The organism is Pseudomonas sp. LFS044, assembly GCF_047978245.1.
Lineage (GTDB): Bacteria > Pseudomonadota > Gammaproteobacteria > Pseudomonadales > Pseudomonadaceae > Aquipseudomonas.
On record NZ_JBFPFX010000006.1, the window covers coordinates 91,047 to 107,375 of the forward strand.

Annotated in this window: 17 protein-coding genes and 1 pseudogene; 12 read left to right on the forward strand and 6 right to left on the reverse strand. The window is 62.2% G+C overall.

Annotated features, from left to right (window positions below; translation table 11 throughout):
- Positions 1-170 precede the first annotated feature (170 nt).
- Complete coding sequence (locus ACNQPL_RS06825) at positions 171-956, forward strand: MetQ/NlpA family ABC transporter substrate-binding protein (protein WP_416466275.1); 786 nt, start codon at positions 171-173, stop codon at positions 954-956.
- A gap of 76 nt (positions 957-1,032) precedes the next feature.
- Here the strand turns inward: ACNQPL_RS06825 and ACNQPL_RS06830 are convergent, their stop codons facing one another.
- On the reverse strand, positions 1,033-3,420 hold the full coding sequence (locus ACNQPL_RS06830; RefSeq protein ID WP_416466276.1) for a penicillin acylase family protein: 2,388 nt from the start codon (positions 3,418-3,420) through the stop codon (positions 1,033-1,035).
- Between the two features lie 87 nt (positions 3,421-3,507).
- Here ACNQPL_RS06830 and ACNQPL_RS06835 point away from each other — a divergent pair.
- The 3 genes and pseudogenes from ACNQPL_RS06835 to ACNQPL_RS06845 form a co-directional block, all read left to right on the forward strand.
- Positions 3,508-3,639 (forward strand): annotated as a pseudogene (locus ACNQPL_RS06835) (maltose acetyltransferase domain-containing protein); the annotation flags it as partial.
- Positions 3,638-4,357 carry a transcriptional regulator LasR gene (lasR, locus tag ACNQPL_RS06840; RefSeq protein WP_347032980.1) on the forward strand — a complete coding sequence of 240 codons (720 nt, stop codon included), beginning with the start codon at positions 3,638-3,640 and terminating at the stop codon, positions 4,355-4,357. The pseudogene ACNQPL_RS06835 and the gene lasR, both read left to right, overlap by 2 nt.
- The gene (locus ACNQPL_RS06845) at positions 4,354-4,794 is read left to right on the forward strand and encodes a sugar O-acetyltransferase (protein WP_416466334.1); all 441 of its coding nucleotides are present in this window, start codon (positions 4,354-4,356) and stop codon (positions 4,792-4,794) included. The genes lasR and ACNQPL_RS06845 overlap by 4 nt, the downstream gene beginning before the upstream one ends.
- Here the strand turns inward: ACNQPL_RS06845 and ACNQPL_RS06850 are convergent.
- Positions 4,773-5,339 carry a DUF6436 domain-containing protein gene (locus tag ACNQPL_RS06850; protein WP_416466277.1) on the reverse strand — a complete coding sequence of 189 codons (567 nt, stop codon included), beginning with the start codon at positions 5,337-5,339 and terminating at the stop codon, positions 4,773-4,775. The two genes, ACNQPL_RS06845 and ACNQPL_RS06850, sit on opposite strands and share 22 nt — an antisense overlap.
- 209 nt (positions 5,340-5,548) lie before the next feature.
- On the opposite strand from ACNQPL_RS06850, the gene ACNQPL_RS06855 reads away from it, so the two are divergent.
- On the forward strand, positions 5,549-6,475 hold the full coding sequence (locus ACNQPL_RS06855; RefSeq protein ID WP_416466279.1) for an alpha/beta hydrolase: 927 nt from the start codon (positions 5,549-5,551) through the stop codon (positions 6,473-6,475).
- Here the strand turns inward: ACNQPL_RS06855 and ACNQPL_RS06860 are convergent, their stop codons facing one another.
- A complete protein-coding gene (locus ACNQPL_RS06860) occupies positions 6,476-7,228 on the reverse strand; it encodes a DUF2059 domain-containing protein (protein ID WP_346615291.1) in 753 nt (250 codons plus the stop codon).
- A 110-nt stretch (positions 7,229-7,338) separates the two neighbouring features.
- Between ACNQPL_RS06860 and ACNQPL_RS06865 the strand changes: the two genes are divergently transcribed.
- Both ACNQPL_RS06865 and ACNQPL_RS06870 read left to right on the forward strand, forming a co-directional pair.
- Positions 7,339-7,974, forward strand: coding sequence for a 2OG-Fe(II) oxygenase (locus ACNQPL_RS06865; protein WP_346615299.1), 636 nt, complete (start codon positions 7,339-7,341; stop codon positions 7,972-7,974).
- Positions 7,961-8,464 carry a DUF523 domain-containing protein gene (locus ACNQPL_RS06870; protein ID WP_416466280.1) on the forward strand — a complete coding sequence of 168 codons (504 nt, stop codon included), beginning with the start codon at positions 7,961-7,963 and terminating at the stop codon, positions 8,462-8,464. The genes ACNQPL_RS06865 and ACNQPL_RS06870 overlap by 14 nt, the downstream gene beginning before the upstream one ends.
- 124 nt (positions 8,465-8,588) lie before the next feature.
- On the opposite strand, the gene ACNQPL_RS06875 is transcribed toward ACNQPL_RS06870, so the two are convergent.
- On the reverse strand, positions 8,589-9,077 hold the full coding sequence (locus ACNQPL_RS06875; RefSeq protein WP_346615293.1) for a substrate-binding periplasmic protein: 489 nt from the start codon (positions 9,075-9,077) through the stop codon (positions 8,589-8,591).
- A 198-nt stretch (positions 9,078-9,275) separates the two neighbouring features.
- On the opposite strand from ACNQPL_RS06875, the gene ACNQPL_RS06880 reads away from it, so the two are divergent.
- A complete protein-coding gene (locus ACNQPL_RS06880; protein WP_346615294.1) occupies positions 9,276-9,752 on the forward strand; it encodes a DUF4399 domain-containing protein in 477 nt (158 codons plus the stop codon).
- Positions 9,753-9,878: 126 nt separating this feature from the next.
- Here the strand turns inward: ACNQPL_RS06880 and serA are convergent, their stop codons facing one another.
- The gene (serA, locus tag ACNQPL_RS06885; RefSeq protein ID WP_346614215.1) at positions 9,879-11,108 is read right to left on the reverse strand and encodes a phosphoglycerate dehydrogenase; all 1,230 of its coding nucleotides are present in this window, start codon (positions 11,106-11,108) and stop codon (positions 9,879-9,881) included.
- A gap of 169 nt (positions 11,109-11,277) precedes the next feature.
- On the opposite strand from serA, the gene ACNQPL_RS06890 reads away from it, so the two are divergent.
- The 4 genes from ACNQPL_RS06890 to ACNQPL_RS06905 all read left to right on the forward strand — a co-directional run bounded on the left by ACNQPL_RS06890 (position 11,278) and on the right by ACNQPL_RS06905 (position 15,446).
- Positions 11,278-12,675, forward strand: coding sequence for an FAD-binding oxidoreductase (locus tag ACNQPL_RS06890; protein ID WP_416466281.1), 1,398 nt, complete (start codon positions 11,278-11,280; stop codon positions 12,673-12,675).
- Positions 12,676-12,700: 25 nt separating this feature from the next.
- The gene (locus tag ACNQPL_RS06895; RefSeq protein ID WP_346614213.1) at positions 12,701-13,366 is read left to right on the forward strand and encodes a fumarylacetoacetate hydrolase family protein; all 666 of its coding nucleotides are present in this window, start codon (positions 12,701-12,703) and stop codon (positions 13,364-13,366) included.
- A gap of 157 nt (positions 13,367-13,523) precedes the next feature.
- Positions 13,524-14,444 (forward strand): SdiA-regulated domain-containing protein, encoded by a 921-nt coding sequence (locus ACNQPL_RS06900; RefSeq protein WP_346614212.1) that lies wholly within the window; start codon positions 13,524-13,526, stop codon positions 14,442-14,444.
- A 90-nt stretch (positions 14,445-14,534) separates the two neighbouring features.
- Positions 14,535-15,446, forward strand: coding sequence for an SdiA-regulated domain-containing protein (locus ACNQPL_RS06905; RefSeq protein ID WP_346614211.1), 912 nt, complete (start codon positions 14,535-14,537; stop codon positions 15,444-15,446).
- A 103-nt stretch (positions 15,447-15,549) separates the two neighbouring features.
- Here ACNQPL_RS06905 and rpiA read toward each other — a convergent pair whose 3' ends face one another.
- A complete protein-coding gene (gene rpiA / locus ACNQPL_RS06910) occupies positions 15,550-16,224 on the reverse strand; it encodes a ribose-5-phosphate isomerase RpiA (protein ID WP_387522894.1) in 675 nt (224 codons plus the stop codon).
- Positions 16,225-16,329 lie beyond the last annotated feature (105 nt).

A 16,329-nucleotide genomic window follows, 5' to 3' on the forward strand; every position in this document is an offset into this window, starting at 1 on the left:
CGCTCATAAGCAAAGTCGGTAATGGCAGTTTGTTTTTGGAATAAGTAGCTAATTAAAAGGTATTGTTGCGGAATAAAAAATCTCGGTATCTTCCGCCTCACGCCCGCTGATGAAACGGTTGGGCACCGACTTCGCCATCGCCGATGGCCAGAAACAGAACAAGGACCACCATGAAGAAGACCCTGCTGACCACGGCCCTGGCCGCCGCCCTGTCGTTCTCCGGCCTGGCTGCTGCCGCCGAGAAACTGGTGGTTGCCGCCACCCCGGTACCCCACGCTGAAATCCTCGAGCTGATCAAGCCGACCCTGGCCAAAGAGGGCGTGGACCTGGAAATCAAGGTCTTCACCGATTACGTGCAGCCAAACGTGCAAGTGGACCAGAAGCGCCTGGACGCCAACTACTTCCAGACCCTGCCGTACCTGAAGAGCTTCAACGAAGGTAAAGGCACCCACCTGGAAACCGTGATCGGCGTGCACGTGGAGCCATTCGGTGGCTACTCGAAGAAGATCAAGAACCTGTCCGAGCTGAAGGACGGCGCAACCGTTGCCATCCCTAACGAAGGCAGCAACAGCGGCCGTGCCCTGATCCTGCTGCAGAAGGCTGGCCTGATCACCTTGAAAGACCCGAAAAACGCCCTGGCCACCCCGAAGGACATTGCAGAGAACCCGAAGAAGCTGAAGTTCAAGGAGCTTGAATCGGCCATGCTGGCGCGGGTACTGGACCAGGTCGACCTGGACATGATCAACACCAACTACGCGCTGGAAGCTGGCCTGAACCCGGCCAAGGACGCGCTGGTAATCGAGGGTAGAGACTCGCCCTACGTGAACTTCCTGGTTGCCCGCCCGGACAACAAGGACAGCGAGGCTATCCAGAAGCTGGCCAAGGCCTTGACCAGCCCAGAGGTGAAGGAATTCATCGCCAAGAAGTACAGCGGTGCGGTGCTGCCGGCGTTCTGATTCGGCCCTGCATGAAAAACGCCGGCGCATTGCGTCGGCGTTTTTTTTGGTGCTGGCAGTGGTTGATGGGGTGGGTTCAGCGGCCCTTCGCGGGCAAGCCCGCTCCTACAGGCACCGCTTTGAGCGTACTCTGCGCCGGAATAACCCCCATCTGTGCCCGCTGGTACCGCCCCTCGATGTACCCCTCGGCCTGATCCGCATAGTGCCTGTCGAACGGCACCCCACTTTGCCCTACCGGGTTACTGGTCAGCGCCTGCCCGGCATCGGCAAAATCGATCAGCCGCCGGGTCGAAGGTCCATACGTCACTGGCCAGGGTGCCGGCCCGATCTTCGCCGACAGGTTATTGGGCACTTCATGAGTGCCGGGCGCCGCGAACGGCCCTACGTTGAACAGCAGGTTCAGCGGCTTCTTCACCCCCAGCGGATGGTTGTGCGTCAGCGTATGCGCCTTGCCCCATTGCCAGCTGGCCGGGTCTTTGCCGATGGTTTCACGCAGGTGCTTGAGCGTCTGCTGCCAGGCGTCACGCACGACGGCGGTGCGGTCGGTTGGTTGAGTGGCCCCGCGGGTGTTCCACCACGGCGATTCGGCATCGGCGGCCAGGCGTGGCAGGGCGGCGTCGATGGCGCGGGTGCTGATCAGCACCGGGAACCAGGTATCGCCGAGCTCGTCGTGCAGCGCGCCATACGCCAGCTGGTACAGGAACTGGTTGAACAGCGTGGCGCTGGTCGAGTCCAGCGGGTAGTCACCGCGCCAGGCTGCCAGTTGCTCGACCAGCTCCTTTTCCTCATCGCCCTGGGCGATGCCGCGCAGGGTCGCCAGTAACGGCGCCAGCGTGCGAGGGCCGTAGTCGTTGGCGGTGTCCAGTTGCAGCGCCTGGCTGTTTTCGGTGTCCCATTGCACATCCGGGTTGGCCAGCTGGCGGTCCAGCTGTCGGCCCCGGTCCGCAAGGTTGTAGTAGCCCGGTACCGGCACCACCGCTGGCGGCTGGTAGTTGGCCGAAACGATGTAGCCACTGGCCGGGTTTTCCTGCTGCGGGTTGACGCTGAAGGGGTAGAACCCCAGCTTGTCGGCCTGTGGGCTGGCACCCTCGAGGATGAAGGTCGGGTTGACGCCCTCCGGGCGGATCGGCAGTTGTGCCGCTGCCCACCAGCCGATATCGCCACGCGCGTTGGCCCAGACGAAGTTCAGCCCTGGCGCGTGTACCTTGGCGGCCGCCTCGCGCATCTTGGCCAAGGTGTCGGCGCGGTTGAGTTGGTAGAAACCTTCGAGGATCGGGTTGTGGGTCTCAAGGAATGCCCACCACATGGCGATGGGTGTGGCGCCGGCGGTTGCCCCTAGCACCTCGTTGACGATCGGCCCGTGAGGGGAGCGGCGCAGCTCGACGGTGACGGGCGGCTGGCCTTTGACGGCGATCTTCTGCTCGGTCTTTTCCAGGGTTCGCCATTGGCCATCGACCATGACCTGGTCGTTGTCGGCCGGGTTGACCTTCTCGGCAATCAGGTCCACATCGTCGTTCTGGAACATGGTCAGGCTCCAGCCGAAGTCGCGGTTGTGCCCGAGCAGCGCGAACGGGTTCAGCGCCTGGAAATAGCCATACAGGTTGAAGCCAGGCGCCGACAGCTCTGCCTCGTACCACACGGCCGGCACCGCGAAGCTGATGTGCGGGTCACCGGCCAGCAATGGCTTGCCGCTGCGAGTACGGCTACCTGCAATGGCCCAGGCGTTGCTGCCCTCGAACTGCGGGATACCGGCATCGCCAAGGGCCTCGTGGCTGAGCCGCGCCAGAGCTTCTAGGCTTTGCCAGTCTGCGGCGGCCAGTGGCGTGCGGATCGCACCGTCAGGGTGCCAGTCGAGGTCAAAGATTTTCAGGTACTGCGGGCCGAGCTGATCGCGGATGTAGGTGAGTGCAGGCTCGGTGCGGAACGCGGCAGCGAAGCTGTAGGCCAGGTAGCCGGCGATGCTCAAGGTGTCTTCGGCGGTGAACGGCCTGGGGGTGATGCCGATCAGGTCGAACTCCATGGGCTTGGGGTGGCTGGCCTGCCAAGCGTTGATGCCGTCAAGATAGGCTTGCAGGGCTTGCCATGCCGGTGACTGGCGGTCCAGCCGCTGCACCATCAAGGCAGCCTGGTCGCGGATGCGCAGGCTGCGAAACAGGGTGTCGGTGGGCAGCAGCTTGTCGCCCAGCACTTCGGCCAACTCGCCACGCGCCAGGCGGCGCATGATTTCCATCTGGAACAGCCGGTCCTGGGCATGCACGTAACCGAAGGCGCGGTACAGGTCCGCTTCGTTCTGCGCCTGCAGGTGCGGCACGCCGCGGGCGTCATAGCGCACGCTGACCGGGGCCTGCAGCCCGGCAATCGCCACCTCGCCGTCACGCTGCGGCAGCTTGCCATGCACGTACCAGTAACCAGCGCCGGCGGCCACGGCTACGACCACGGCCAACAGGGTCAGGCTGCGCTTCATCGAGACTCCTTGTGCATTCGAGCGGAAAATGTGGTCCGATCTTCGACGTATTCGCGAACAGAGCATAGCCCCCGACAGGAGATTCCAATGTTCCTCAGCGAAAAACAGAAAATGCTCAGCGGCCAGCCCTACCATGCCAGTTGCCCCGAGCTGCAGGCCGAGCAAATTGCCAGCAAGCACTGGATGCACCGTTACAACAGCAGCTTCGAGTTGCTCAATGGCCTTGGTTGACGGTTTTCTTGAGCTGGAACGCTCAAGTGGAAAATTGGAGTGGAGCGCCATCCTGCAGAAGATGGCGAGCGACCTTGGATTCTCGAAGATCCTGTTCGGCCTGTTGCCTAAGGACAGCCAGGACTACGAGAACGCCTTCATCGTCGGCAACTACCCGGCCGCCTGGCGCGAGCATTACGACCGGGCTGGCTACGCGCGGGTCGACCCGACGGTCAGTCACTGTACCCAGAGCGTACTGCCGATTTTCTGGGAACCGTCCATCTACCAGACGCGAAAGCAGCACGAGTTCTTCGAGGAAGCCTCGGCCGCCGGCCTGGTGTATGGGCTGACCATGCCGCTGCATGGTGCTCGCGGCGAACTCGGCGCGCTGAGCCTCAGCGTGGAAGCGGAAAACCGGGCCGAGGCCAACCGTTTCATAGAGTCGGTCCTGCCGACCCTGTGGATGCTCAAGGACTACGCACTGCAGAGCGGTGCCGGACTGGCCTTCGAACATCCGGTCAGCAAACCGGTGGTTCTGACCAGCCGGGAGAAGGAAGTGTTGCAGTGGTGCGCCATCGGCAAGACCAGTTGGGAGATATCGGTTATCTGCAACTGCTCGGAAGCCAATGTGAACTTCCATATGGGAAATATTCGGCGGAAGTTCGGTGTGACCTCCCGCCGCGTAGCGGCCATTATGGCCGTTAATTTGGGTCTTATTACTCTCTGAATGAAGCCCGCAACGGCTTGCTCGCCGAGCACTTCGGCCATGTGGGCGAGGGCACCGTGATTCGCCCGCCGTTCTTCTGTGACTACGGCTACAACATCAGTGTCGGCCGCAATACCTTCATGAACTTCAACTGCGTGATTCTCGACGTGCTGCCGGTGCGCATCGGCGATGACTGCCAGATCGGCCCGGCGGTGCAGATCTACACCGCCGACCACCCGCTTGACCCCGAGCAGCGCCGCAGCGGGCTGGAAAGCGGGCGGCCGGTGACCATCGGCGACAACGTGTGGATTGGCGGTGCGGCGATCATCCTGCCCGGGGTGACCATCGGCGACAACGCGGTGGTCGGCGCGGGCAGTGTGGTAACCCGCGATGTGCCGGCGGGCGCGGTGGTGGTGGGTAACCCGGCGCGGGTGCGTCAGCCGGCCCAAGGGCAGTAACAGCCAACTGCAAGCGTATTGGATGCGCTGACCTGGCGATCATCGAGCAGCGCTTTGAGGATCGGCTCGATGAAGCTGTTGCTGGCGTTGCACACCGCGCCTTCGCTGTAGGGGCCGAAATAGGCAAGGTTGCCCTGACGGTCCCAGATCGCCACGGCGGGGGAGGCGGGCAGCTGCTCGCTACCAGGCAGGTTGGCGATGGGTTGCAAGCGGGTGAGGTTGGCCGGCAACTGGCCCTGGCTACCGGGTTTTTGCACGAAGTGGAACGTGACATCAGCGCCTGCAAAGTGGCTGACCAGGTCGGCCAGATGCTGCTGGTTGCCGACATTGCAGGGGCAGGCCGGGTCCCAGAAATGCACCACGCGGATCGGGCCAGGGCCTGCGAGTGCCGCGGGCAGGCGCAACTGGCTGCCGTCGAACAGGGTGGCCTGGTTGTCGAAGGGGCGCAGGTAGCGGGACTGGAAATTGTCGTAGGCCCACCAGAGCACGGCGGCGCCGAGCAGCACCGCGGTGGCCATGATTACCCGTTTGATTGGCGTCTGCATGAAGAATTCGCTGTTGTTTTTGCTGGCCTCATCGCCGGCAAGCCGGCTCCCACAGGTACAGCGGCGGCTGTGGAGAACATGCGGTTCTTGTAGGAGCCGGCTTGCCGGCGATGAGGCCAGTTCAGGCAATAAAAGTGCCCAAGCTTGCCACGATGGAGCCAAGAGCTGAATATCCCAGATCAATACTCGCTTCGCTTTGGATGTACTTGATGCCTGTTGCTTTTCAGCCCGACCGCCTGCGCCCCACCCTCGAGCCCTTGAGCGCTCGCCAGCCCCTGTCTGCGCTGGCCCAGGACTACCAGCGTTTCTATGGCCTGGACCTGTCGGCGCAGAGCTGGCTGGGTGGCTTCCAGGCAGCGGGCTTCGAGCTGGTCGGGCAAGCCTGGCTGCCGCCGCAGCCTGTTGCGACGCTGTTTCTGCTGCATGGCTATTACGACCACATGGGCCTGTACCGGCATGTGATCGAATGGGCGTTGAAGCAGGGCTACGCAGTCATCAGTTGCGACCTGCCTGGGCACGGGTTGTCCAGCGGCGAGCGCGCCAGCATCACTGATTTCGCGCTGTACCAGCAGGTGCTGGACGCTTTGTTCGAGCAGGCGCGGAGCCTTGACCTGCCGCGACCGTGGCACATGTGCGGGCAAAGCACGGGCGGGGCGATTGCCGTGGACCACCTGCTGCACCAGGGCGCAAAAAGCCCGATCGATGGCCAGGTGATCCTGCTGGCGCCGCTGGTGCGCCCACGCGCCTGGCTGTGGTCGAAAGTCAGTTATCGGGTGCTGCGCCATTTCGTCAATGGCATCGAGCGGCGCTTCAGCGAAAACACCAACGACCCGGCGTTCCTGCCGTTTCTGCAGGCCGACCCGCTGCAACCGCGTCGCTTGCCGACCGCTTGGGTCGGCGCGCTGATGGCTTGGGTCAAGCGTATCGAAGCCGCACCGTGCAGTAAGCGGCAGCCTTTGATCGTTCAGGGGGAGGCGGATGGCACCGTGGACTGGCCCTATAACCTCAAGGTGCTCAAGGCCAAGTTCAGCGAACCGCAAATCCTCATGCTGCCCGAGGCTCGCCACCACCTGGCCAACGAGCTGCCGGGCATTCGCCAGCGCTACTTCGACTTCATCGATCAGCGCCTGGGCTGATTACTTGAGGTTGGCGCCGTTCTGGCCGACCGCCAGCCCTGCGCGCACGGCAGCCACGGCAGCCTGGTAATACGCCTTGCCTTCCGGCGATTCGGCAAAGGTGGCGAACTGCTCGAGTTCGGCGTCGGACAAGTCTCGGTAGACGTACAGCAAGGTGTTGTTGAGGTCCTCGCCAATCTGGCTCATCAGCCGCTGGCGCTGGCCGTCGAGCAGGCCCTGGGCCTGGCCGCCACCAAACAGGCCGGGGATCATCGAGCTCAAGCTGTCGGCAGCCACCCCGGCGATCGCCAGGCTGACCTCGGCACCCGCTTCGCGGGCCGGGAGTGCCTGGGCCAGGTGGCCGATGATCAGCAGGCGGTTGTCACTGGCCTGGATCTTCGGCAGGCCTTTGGCGTTCTTGGCCAACTGGTCCTTGCGCGTGGCCAGCAATTCGGCGGCGACGATCTTGCGCCCCAGCGGCGACTGGAAGAAGGCCAGCGCCGGCGCAGGGTTGGGCAAGGCGCTACGCAGCTGCGCCAGGGCACGGCGATCCATACCCTCGGCCTGGAAGCGCTGGTTGCTGTTGTTGACCAGCGCCTGGTAAACGGCAGGCGGCAGGCTGTTGCGGTAGCGCTGCTGGGCGGCGCTCACGGCATCATTGAAATGGGCGCGCTGGTCGGGCCAGCCGGCGGCCTTGTACAGTTGATCGAGGCTGTCTGCCCAGACAGGCATGGTGCAGATCATCAGCAGAAGCAGGGAAAACAGACGGCGCATTCAGGACTCCTGTCGGCAGATGGCTATTGTCCTTGGCTCGGCGTCGGTTTGTCGAGATACGCGCGTGATTCTCAGCCAAGTGGCGCTGTGCGAGTGCAGGGCTAATGGATATGATGCGCGCCATGCACATATCCCCTGAACACCCGATGCTTGCGGCCGTCGTCGACGATCTGGCCACCCATGGCTGGTCGCAGCAGGCCCTTTTTCTGCCTGGTGAACTGGTGCGTGCGCTAGCGGCCGAATGTCGGCGCCGTGATGCAGAAGGCCAGCTCAACCCTGCCGGGGTTGGGCGTGGCGTTTCCCAGGAGGTGCGCGAGGCGATCCGTGGCGACCAGATCGAGTGGATCGACCCCGGCCAGGCCGAGGCGTGTGACCAATACCTGGCGGCCATGGACCACGTGCGCCTGGCCATCAATCAGGGCTTGTTCCTCGGCCTTGAAGACTTTGAGTGCCATTTCGCCCTGTACCCACCGGGGGCGTTTTATCGCCGGCACCTGGACCGTTTTCGCGATGACGACCGGCGCATGGTTTCGGCGGTGCTCTACCTCAATGAGGACTGGCAGCCAGAGGATGGCGGCCAGTTGCGCATGTTCCTGGCTGACGATGTGGTGCACGACGTGCAGCCGGTGGCCGGCAGCCTGGTGATTTTCCTGTCGGGCGAGGTGCCGCACGAAGTCTTGCCGGCCGGACGCGAAAGGCTATCGCTGACAGGCTGGTTCCGGCGCCGTGGCAATGACCCGTTCTGACTTGCCCAGGGTGCTGGTCAGCGCCTGCCTGCTAGGGCAGCCGGTGCGTTATGACGGCCGAGCCAGCGGCCATCCTGATCTGTTGCAGCGCTGGCAGGCCGAAGGGCGTGTGGTGCCGTTGTGCCCGGAAGTGGCCGGCGGTTTGCCGACACCGCGCCCGGCGGCGGAAATCCCGGGTGGGCAGGGTGGCGCTGTGCTCGATGGTGGCGCGCAGGTAATCACGGTGAGTGGCGAGGATGTCAGTGCTGCGTTCCTGGCCGGTGCGCAGCAGGCGCTGGCGCTGGTGCGTCGGCATGGTATCCGGGTGGCGGTGCTCAAGGCTGGCAGCCCTTCGTGTGGCAACCGGTTGACCTACGATGGCACGTTTGCCGGGGTGAAGGTGCCGGGTGAAGGGGTGACTACGGCGCTGTTGCGGCGCGAGGGCGTGCTGGTGTTCAGCGAATTGGAGCTGGAAGAAGCGGAGCGAGCGTTGGCTGGGCTTTCAGCTTGATCCTGCTCCGCCCTCTTCGCGGGGCAAGCCCGCTCTCACAAATACCGCGCAATTCTGGGGAACTGTGACATATCTGTGGGAGCGGGCTTGCCGCGCGAAGAGGCCGGTACAGGCGACAAATCAGTTATTGCCCGGCAGCAGTCTCCTGCACACCCTTGAACCACTTCTGCTCAAGCTCTGCAGTACGGCCACTGTCCTTCAGCCGCTGCAGCGCGTTGTTCACTGCGCCCTCGAACGCGGGGTTGCCTTTCTGGAACGGGATCACCAGTTTCTTCTCGCCGAATGGCTGGCTGACATCGAACGGGGTGTCGGCCTTGGGTGCGCTGTCTGCCGGGGTCAGGGTGATGTCGTAGGTTCCACTTTGCACCCCTGGCAACGCTTCGGCGGCAGGGGTTTCGATGAATTCGGCGCGCAGGTCCAGCTCTTTTGCCAGCTCCTGGCCAAATTCGATGTCGAAACCGGTCAGGTGGTCGTTTTCCTTGAAGGCATAAGGCGAGTTGTCGGCCTGCACGGCAATGCGCAGTTCGCCCCGGTCGGCTATTTCGTCTATCAGCTCGGCTTGAGCCAATGGCGTGATGAGTACTGCCAGCAGTACGCCTATGGTCGAACGCATGTAAAGCCCCTTTCTTTGGCAAATGAATAACTTTCGCCACGACTTTCTTCCTCGTCGTGGTCGAGCGCAGCCTATGACCTTGAAGCCTTGGCGAGGTTTAACCCTAACTGAAATATTTCTCTTTGTGGGCTATGGTGAACGACCGCTGCCGTAGGAATTTTCTGGCGGCGGCTTTCAAGTGAATCACAGGAGAAGTGAATGAACAGCCTATTTTCGCGTGCTGCCGTTGCCGGTCTGCTGATGGGGGCCTCGCTATTGGCCACCGCTGCGGATGCGCTGAAGAGCCAGGAGCCGCCCAAGGATGCCAAGGTCTTCATCGTTTCCCCCGCCGATGGTGCAACGGTCGACAAGACCTTCACCGTCAAGTTCGGCATCGAAGGCATGGGGCTCAAGCCTGCGGGCGACCAGACGCCTCACACCGGCCACCACCACCTGCTGGTGGATGTCGACAAAGAACCGTTGGCTGACCAGCCACTGCCCACCAGCCTGATGCCCGAGAGCGGTGTTGCGCTGCCGGCGGGCCCACAGGTGCTGCACTTCGGCAAGGCACAGACCGAGGCCACCATTACCTTGACGCCGGGCAAGCACACCTTGCAGCTGGTGCTGGGCGACCAGTATCACGTGCCGTTCAAGCCAAGCGTCGAATCGAAGAAGATCACCGTTGAGGTGAAATAACCATCGCGAGCCTGTCTTCTGTAGGCGCGGCATTGCGTCGCGAAAGGCCTGCGAAGCGGGCCCAGGGCACAGAAGAACGAAAAAGGGAGGCCACCTGGGCCTCCCTTTTTTATGCAGCAATCACGCTCAGAACAGTACGCGCGAGCGGATGGTGCCTTTGACGTGCTGCAGTTTTTCTTGCGCCAGGTCGGAGTACTCGGCATCGACGTCGATGACCACGTAACCCACTTTCTCGTTGGTCTGCAGGAACTGACCGGAGATGTTGATCCCGTTCTCGGCGAAGACTTTGTTGATCTCGCTGAGCACGCCCGGGATGTTTTCGTGGATGTGCAGCAGGCGGTGCTTGCCTGGGTGCGCCGGCAGGGCCACTTCAGGGAAGTTGACCGAGGATACCGAGGTACCGTTATCGCTGTACTTGACCAGTTTCTCGGCCACTTCCAGGCCGATGTTGGCCTGGGCTTCGGCGGTGGAACCACCGATGTGCGGGGTCAGGATCACGTTATCCAGGCCGCGCAGCGGGCTTTCGAACTCTTCGTCGTTGGAACGCGGCTCGACCGGGAACACGTCGATGGCGGCGCCGATCAGGTGCTTGTCCTTGATCGCGGCGGCCAGGTGGTCCAGCTCGACAACGGTGCCACGGGCGGCGTTGATCAGGATCGCGCCCTTCTTCATCGCGCGGATTTCTTTCTCGCCGATCATCCACTGGGTGGATGGCAGCTCAGGCACATGCAGCGAAACGATGTCGGCCAGGCCCAGCAGCTCGTTGAGGCTCGCGACCTGAACGGCGTTACCCAGCGGCAGCTTGGTCAGCGGGTCGAAGAAGTACACCTGCATCCCGAGGTTTTCAGCCAGTACCGACAGTTGAGTACCGATCGAGCCGTAGCCGACGATGCCCAGCTTCTTGCCACGGATTTCGAACGAGTTGGCCGCGCTCTTGATCCAGCCGCCACGGTGGCAGGAGGCGTTTTTCTCGGGGATGCCGCGCAGCAGCAGGATGGCTTCGGCCAGCACCAGCTCGGCTACCGAACGGGTGTTGGAGTACGGGGCGTTGAATACGGCGATACCGCGCTCGCGGGCAGCTTCCAGGTCGACCTGGTTGGTGCCGATGCAGAAGCAGCCGACAGCGACCAGTTTCTTGGCGCAGTCGAAGATCTCTTCAGTCAGCTGGGTGCGCGAACGGATGCCGATGAAGTGGGCATCGGCGATCTTTTCCTTCAGCTCGGCTTCCGGCAGCGAACCCGTGAGGTATTCGATGTTGGTGTAGCCGGCAGCCTTGAGAGTATCGACCGCGTTCTGGTGCACACCTTCAAGAAGAAGGAAGCGGATCTTGCTCTTGTCGAGAGAAGTCTTGCTCATCTGCGTAAACCTGTATCCCGGAGAAAAATGGCGAGGGTGATGCTAGGCGCGGCGTGGGCCTTAGCATGAACAGCGGGAGGGCTATGCTAGCATACGCGACACAATCTGAGCTTATCCCGACAGGTGAAGAGTGCTCAGGGTGACTATGAATAAGTCGAGAGTTCCAGCGATGACCCACCCCGCTGTAATTGATGAACTGATGACCCTTGTCGACCCTGGCAAGGTCCTGACTGACGCGGCTTCCCTGGAAGCTTATGGCAAGGACTGGACCAAGCATTACCCGCCCGCACCCAGCGCCATCGTGTTCCCCAAAAGCGTGGAGCAGGTGCAGGCCATTGTCGGTTGGGCCAATCGCAATCACGTCGCGCTGGTGCCTTCCGGTGGCCGCACCGGGCTTTCCGGCGGTGCCGTGGCGGCCAATGGCGAGGTGGTGGTCGCCTTCGACTACATGAACCAGATTGTCGACTTCAATGCCTTCGACCGCACGGTGGTCTGCCAGCCAGGCGTCATCACCCGCCAGTTGCAGAACTTCGCCGAAGAGCAGGGCCTTTATTACCCGGTCGATTTCGCCTCCAGCGGCTCAAGCCAGATCGGCGGCAACATCGGCACCAACGCCGGCGGCATCAAGGTGATCCGCTATGGCATGACCCGCAACTGGGTTGCCGGCCTGAAGGTGGTCACGGGCAAGGGCGAGTTGCTGGAGCTGAACAAGGACTTGATCAAGAACGCCAGCGGGTATGACCTGCGCCAGCTGTTCATCGGCGCCGAAGGTACGCTGGGCTTCGTGGTCGAGGCGACCATGCGCCTGGACCGCGCCCCGCGCAACCTCACTGCGATGGTGCTGGGCACGCCGGACTTCGACTCGATCATGCCCGTGCTGCATGCCTTCCAGGGCAAACTCGACCTGACTGCGTTCGAGTTCTTTTCCGACAAGGGCCTGGCCAAGATCCTGGCCCGTGGCGACGTGCCGGCGCCGTTCGCCACCGACTGCCCGTTCTACGCTTTGCTGGAATTCGAAGCCAGCACAGAGGACGTGGCCAACGAAGCACTGGCCACCTTCGAGCACTGCGTCGAGCAGGGCTGGGTGTTGGACGGGGTGATGAGCCAGAGCGAGACCCAGCTGAAAAACCTGTGGAAGCTGCGCGAATACCTATCCGAGACCATCTCGCACTGGACGCCCTACAAGAACGACATCTCGGTCACGGTTTCCAAGGTGCCGGCGTTCCTGCGCGACATCGATGCCATCGTCAGCCAGCACTACCCCGACTACGAGGTGGTCTGGTACGGGCACATCGGCGACGGCAACCTGCACTTGAACATCCTCAAGCCCGAGCACATGAGCAAGGATGATTTCTTCGCCTCGTGCACCAAGGTCAACAAGTGGGTGTTCGAGATCGTCCAGCGTTACAACGGTTCGATCTCTGCCGAGCATGGCGTGGGCATGACCAAACGCGACTACCTGGGCTACAGCCGCTCGCCGGATGAAATTGCCTGCATGAAGGCAATTAAGGCCGTCTTCGACCCTAACGGCATCATGAATCCGGGTAAGATCTTCGCTCCTGAATAAAAAGCAGTAAGCAAAGGAGTCGGCCATGAGTTACCAGCACCAGTACGTAGACGGCACGCGCATTCACTTCCCGCTGGGCAAGGTGGTATGCATCGGCCGTAACTATGCCGAGCATGCCAAGGAACTGGACAACCCTATTCCGAGTGAACCGCTGCTGTTCATCAAACCGGGCAGCTGCGTGGTGCCGTTGGAAGGTGGGTTCAAGATCCCGACCGACCGTGGCTCGGTACACTACGAAGCGGAAATCGCCGTGCTGTTGGGCAAGTCGCTGTCTGCCCACGCCTCGGAAGAGGAAGTGCTGGATGCAATCTCCGGTTATGCCCCGGCGCTGGACCTGACCCTGCGCGACCTGCAGGCCAAGCTGAAGGAAAAGGGCCTGCCGTGGGAACTGGCCAAGAGCTTCGACGGTGCCTGCGTGCTGCCGCCGTTCGTATCGGCTGCCGCGTTCGAGGATGTGACCGATATCCCGGTGCGCCTGACCATCAACGGCGAAGTGCGTCAGGACGGTAATAGCTCGATGATGCTCAACCCGATCGTGCCGATCATCCAGTACATGGCCCGGCATTTCTCGCTGCAGGCGGGCGATGTGATCCTCACCGGTACGCCGGCAGGCGTCGGTCCGTTCAACGTCGGTGATGAGCTGGTGCTGGAATTGCCGGGTGTGAGCCGCTTCGAAAGCCGCGTGCTCTGATCTGATACCGCGCCCTTCGCGGGTAAACCCGCTCCTGCACGTACAGTGCCGCCTGTAGGAGCGGGCTTGCCCGCGATGAAGGCAACGCAATTTACCGATTTTTCACAACCCATCCGGATAATGCGCGAACCTTCGCTCAATCCTCAGGAACCCCTGCATGCCATCGCCTTCCACCGCTCCCGCATCCCCCAAGCGCCGCTTCTACCTGCGCTGGCCGTTTGGCCTGGCCGTGGCTGCGGTGATCGGCTATGGCGTGGCCGTGGCGATGCATTGGGACGACCGTGGCCTGCTGTGGATGAAAGAGAGCTTTGAAACCAGCGCCGAACGTAGCGAAAGCGTGTGGTTGCCGGATTACCAGGTCGACATCGATGCCAAGCCTATGCCCGGCATGGAAGATGACGAAGCCTCAGACGTAGCCTTCAACCCGCATACCCGCACCCTGTTCGTGGTAATGGGCAAAAACCCGTTCCTCGTCGAGCTGAACCTCGATGGCGATGTGTTGCGGCAGATCCCCCTGGTGGGCTGGAACAACCCGGAAGGTGTCGCCGTACTGGAAGATGGCCAGTTGGCAATCACCGATGAGCGCCTGCATGACCTGACCGTGGTCAAGGTAGATGCGCAGACCCGATCGCTGAACCATGCCGATTTCCCGAGCCATGACCTGGGCACGTCGGTAAAGAGCAACAAAGGCTTCGAAGCCATAGCCTGGGACCCGCTGCGCCAGCGCCTGGTGATTGGCGAAGAGCGCCCGCCGAAGCTCTACACCTGGAGCACCGATGGGCGCAGCCCACTCAAGGGTGGCAAGCAGGCGCTGGCCAGCGACGAACTCGACCTGCGCAACTTGTCGGCCCTGGGTGTAGACCCGCGCACGGGCCACCTGTTGGTGCTTTCGGCCGATTCCAACATGCTGCTCGAGCTCGATGAGCAGGGTCAGCAGGTCAGCTTCATGACGCTGCTGGGCGGCTTCAACGGCCTGAAGGACACCATCCCACGCGCCGAAGGCGTGGCCATGGATGACAAAGGCAACCTTTACATGGTCAGCGAGCCCGCGTTGTTCTACCGCTTCAGAAAAAACTGATATCAGAATCAGATCATTCTGATGCTGGCATTAAGCTTTACTTCAGTTGTTCGTGGTTAGATTCGCCGTCCTCAAACCGAGTCTGCCTTTATGCGTCGTTATGTCCGTCTGCCCCTTGTCCTGGCTGCCTGTGGCCTGCTCGCCGTGCTCGCTCTGGGCGTGGCCGAGCAGCAGTTTCGCTGGGCCGAGCGCGGCTGGTTCAACCTCAAGACCTGGTGGCAGCCTGCTGAGCAAAGCATGGGCCTGGACCGCTACCGGGTGGTGATCGAGGCGCAGCCGGTGGAAGGGCTGGACGATGATATTTCGGCACTGACCTACGACCCCGACCGCAAGACCTTGTTCACGGTCACCAACAAGCGTTCCGAGCTGATCGAACTGTCCCTGGACGGGCGCATTCTGCGCCGCGTTCCGCTGACCGGTTTTGGCGACCCGGAGGCGGTGGAGTATGTCGGCCCCAACAGCTTTGTGATCACCGACGAGCGCACGCAGCGGCTGATCCGCGTGCGCCTGGATGACGACACGTTGTTTCTCGATGCCCAGGATGCCGAGCAGCTGAGCCTGGGTATCGGCCTGAACGGCAACAAGGGCTTCGAGGGCCTGGCCTATGATTCAGCGGGCAAGCGCCTGTTTGTGGCCAAGGAGCGCGACCCGATGGTGATCTACGAGATTCACGGGTTTCCCCATTCCAACCCTCAGCAACCCTATGCGGTGCATGTGGTGCAGGATCGCAAACGTGATGCGCGGTTGTTCGTGAGGGATCTTTCGAGCCTGCAGTTCGACGAGCGCAGTGGGCATTTGCTGGCGTTGTCGGATGAGTCGCGGCTGGTGATTGAACTGGACGTGAAAGGCAAACCGCTGAGTACCCTGTCGTTGCGCAAGGGGTATCAGGGGCTGAAGCAGACTGTGCCGCAGGCGGAGGGGATTGCGATGGATGAAGCGGGGACCATTTATCTGGTCAGTGAGCCGAACCTGTTTTATGTGTTCAAGCAGCCGGTTGATTGAGTGTTCTTCTGGCCCCAATCGCCGGCAAGCCGGCTCCCACAGGTAATCCACAGTTATCAAAGGCTTTGGAGATCCGGTGGGAGCCGGCTTGCCGGCGATGGCTTTACTCGGCAGTAAGGTTCTTGACGCCTTCCGAAGTACCCAGCAGCAGCAAGTCCGCCGGCCGCGCCGCGAACAGGCCGTTGGTAACCACGCCGACGATCGCGTTGATTTGCGCTTCCAGCTCCACCGGGTTGGTGATCTGCAGGTTGTGAACGTCGAGGATGACGTTGCCGTTGTCGGTGACCACACCCTCACGGTAGACCGGGTCGCCGCCCAGCTTCACCAGTTGGCGCGCCACGTGGCTGCGGGCCATCGGGATGACTTCCACTGGCAGCGGGAAGGCGCCCAGCACCGGCACCAGCTTGCTCCCATCGGCGATGCAGATGAAGGTCTTGGCCACGGCCGCGACGATCTTCTCGCGGGTCAGCGCCGCACCGCCGCCTTTGATCAGGTTCAGGTGGGCGTCGCTTTCGTCGGCGCCGTCCACGTAGAACTCCAGCTCGCTGACGCTGTTCAGCTCGTAGACCGGGATACCATGGCCCTTCAGACGCTGGGCAGTGGCCTCGGAGCTGGCGACTGCACCGTCGAAGGCGGTCTTGTGCTGGGCCAGGGCGTCAATGAAGAAGTTGGCGGTCGAACCGGTACCGACGCCGACAACGCTCTTTTCATCCAGCTTGGGCAGAATGAAGTCGACAGCGGCCTGGGCGACGGCCTGTTTGAGTTGGTCCTGGGTCATGCGGGCTCCGAAAAGGGGCAGGGCGGTTTTCAAAGTTGCCTAGTATAACGGCTCGGGCGGCTTTGCTGTGGTCGCCCGACGTAGCGCTGGGGTAGACTCGCAGCC